General features: G+C 70.0%; 2 protein-coding genes and 1 pseudogene. All 3 read right to left on the bottom strand.

The genetic code is table 11. The annotated features are described in order from the left end of the window. A pseudogene (locus tag U9980_RS27725) lies at positions 1 to 488 on the bottom strand (hypothetical protein); the annotation flags it as partial. An 83-nt stretch (positions 489 to 571) separates the two neighbouring features. Next, positions 572 to 2,011 (bottom strand): nickel pincer cofactor biosynthesis protein LarC, encoded by a 1,440-nt coding sequence (gene larC / locus U9980_RS27720; RefSeq protein ID WP_322770630.1) that lies wholly within the window; start codon positions 2,009 to 2,011, stop codon positions 572 to 574. A 260-nt stretch (positions 2,012 to 2,271) separates the two neighbouring features. Further along, positions 2,272 to 2,676 (bottom strand): AIR carboxylase family protein (locus U9980_RS27715; RefSeq protein WP_322770629.1); only part of this gene is annotated, 405 nt, incomplete at its 5' end.

Raw genomic sequence — 2,676 nt, 5'->3', positions numbered from 1 at the left:
GGTGCGGTGGTGCGTCCGTTGCCGTTCTGGTCGGTGCTCGGGCGTTCCTCGTGCCGCAGTGGAGTGGCGGACAGCCGAGGTTCGGACGGCGGGGGCGGAATCGGCGCGACGTGGCTCGGGTAGCCGCCAGGACCCCGGTAACCGCCGGGAAACGGGTCGCGGTCGAACAGCGGGTCGTAGGTCGACCTTTCGGTCCACGGCCGGGCGATCGGTGGCACGGCCGGCGGTTCACCCGAAGCGCCCGGCCAGGAGCTCGTCAGCGGGTCGAATGTGCGCTCACCACCGGGCGGTGGCACCGGTGGTGGGAACTGAGCGGGCCAGGCCTGGAACGAGGAATACGGGTCCTCGTTGTTCGGCTCGGTCGAGCTCGGCGGAAGATGGGAAGGTGCCGGCGACTGCATCGACTGGCGCGCACCGCGATCTTCCGCCGGAGCGCGACCGGCGTCAGGCATGTCCGTTCGGGCGTCGATGTCGATGTCTCCGTTCATGCTCCCGCTCAGTCACGGCCTCGCCGGATACCGGCTCAGGGCTCGACGCCACCTGTCCGTCCAGGGTGGCCCACCGCGGCGATTCAGGATTGCATGCCGGGCTCGACCTTGTCATCATCTGTGCCCTGGCCGGGATGGGTAAAGTATGTTCTGTCCGTATCCGGCGCCCATGATGTTTCCGATGCGAGTGACGCTGCGGCAGCCAGGACCCAGCGGGTCGGCCGGTCCAGCCGGACGGCGGCGCGTCGCACGTCGTCCCACTCGGGTTGCACGGTGACCACCTGACCGTCCGGGAGCATGCCGATCTTCACGGCGATGGTTTCGCCGCTGACGTTCACCGGGCGGAAAGTGCGGTCAAGCGCCCGCTTGTGTACGGGCGTCTCGCGCAGACCGAGGGTGGGGGTGTGGAAAAAAATCATCTGTCGGACCGGGTCCGCGCGCGCTGGCGCCACCAGCACGGAGAGTGTGTGCGCAGGTCGTCCCTTCTTCATCAGAATGGGCGTCAGCCAGGCATCGGACGCCCCCACCGCCAGCAGTGCCGCCAGAATCTCCGGCCAGGCCCGCGGGTCGAGGTCGTCGACGTTGGTTTCGACCAGTAGTTCATCGGTTGCCGGGGGGATGCGAGCGGCGGCGTATGCCGACACCGACTGCTCTCGTTCTGATGCGCCGTGGGCCGACATCCCGGCGGGTGGCGCGGTCCCGACGACCAGCCGGACGACGTTGGGCCGGCCCGGGATGTCGCGCTGGCCGGCGCCGACACCGACCGACTCCACCCGCATCGCCGGTAGCTGGCCATAGGCGCCCACGTGGGTCGCCACCAGCGCCGCTCCGGTCGGTGTGCACAGCTCCAGGTCCACGGGACCGCCGTGAGCCGGCATTCCGCTTGCCCGCAGGAGTTCCAGGACGGCAGGGCCGGGGATCGGCAGGACACCGTGTCCGGTACGGGCCGAGCCGCCGCCGAGCGCCATCGGGGACGCGACCAGCTGGTCCAGGCCGAGCGCGTCCAGCCCCGCGCAGACACCGACCACGTCGGCGAGCGCGTCCAGTGCCCCGACCTCGTGAAAGTGCACGTCGTCGGCGCGGATTCCGTGAACGGTCGCCTCAGCCTCGGCGAGCGTCGCGAAGGTGGCCAGGGCACGCTCGCGGACCGTCGCGGCGAGCGGTGCGCCGGCAAGTAGCAGGCGGATGTCCGCCCAGGTACGGCGGAGATGCTCACCGCCGGGTGCCCCGATCCTCTGCAGCCCGTCCGGATGCGTCGTACCGCCACTGCTGATCACATCATTGGTGGTGACGTGGACGCGAGTGGCGGCAATGCCGGCCCGGCGGGTCACGGTGACATCCAGGCGGACTGGAAGTCCAAGCGCATCGACCGCGTCGGCGATCACGTCGGCCCGCTGACCGGTGCCTGCGAGCGCCCCGCTCACTGCGCCAAGCAGCATGTCCCCGCTCGCCCCGCTGGACAGGTCGAGCCACCCGACCCGTGCCGGGCGGGGCGGCGAAGACCCGGTCGGTCCGGTCGGCATCGCTGCTGCGCTGTTGGCTTGGTGCGTTCCGGCGTCAGTCACCCGTCCACTGTCGTCCACCCGTCCACTGTCGTCCGGTGGTCGGGGTCGCCGGAACGCGCCCCGGACCCGCCCTGCCCCGGCCCCCTGCAGCCGATCGCGGCCGACGGTAGCGAAGCGGTAGGTCAAAACGGTCGCTATAGCAACGAAAACTACCTAACGCCCGGGTGTCCGCGGGCAGTCCAGTAGGTGGAAATCGTCGCCATTACGGCCCAAATGACCTACCCCATCGGCGGACGATCCGCGGGTGCCGCGGGTGCGGATATGGGCGCTGTTCGGCGGGCGATGCGGGCGGCGAAGATTCCCGCTCCGAAGCCGTTGTCGATATTGCAGACAACGATGCCGGGTGCGCAGGATGTGAGCATCCCGAGCAGAGCGGCAAGCCCGCCAAAGGAAGCGCCGTAACCGATGCTGGTGGGGACCGCGACCACCGGCGTACCAACGAGCCCACCGATGACGCTTGGCAGGGCACCTTCCATGCCGGCGATGACGACCAGACAATCCGCGGTGGCGAGGATGTCGCGGACCGCGAGCACCCGGTGTAGCCCGGCGACCCCCACGTCCGTGATCGTCTCAACGCCCGCTCCGGATGCGCGGGCGGTCAGCGCGGCCTCAGTGGCGACCGG

It is taken from the genome of Protofrankia sp. Cr1, assembly GCF_963555865.1.
GTDB lineage: Bacteria > Actinomycetota > Actinomycetes > Frankiales > Frankiaceae > Protofrankia.
Note: the sequence above shows the minus strand (reverse complement) of the source record. Positions and strands in the feature narration are given on the sequence as shown.

Coding starts and splice junctions, on each gene's coding strand:
- larC (WP_322770630.1), bottom strand. CDS start 2,011: ATGCCGACCGGACCGACCGGGTCTTCGCCGCCCCGCCCGGCACGGGTC.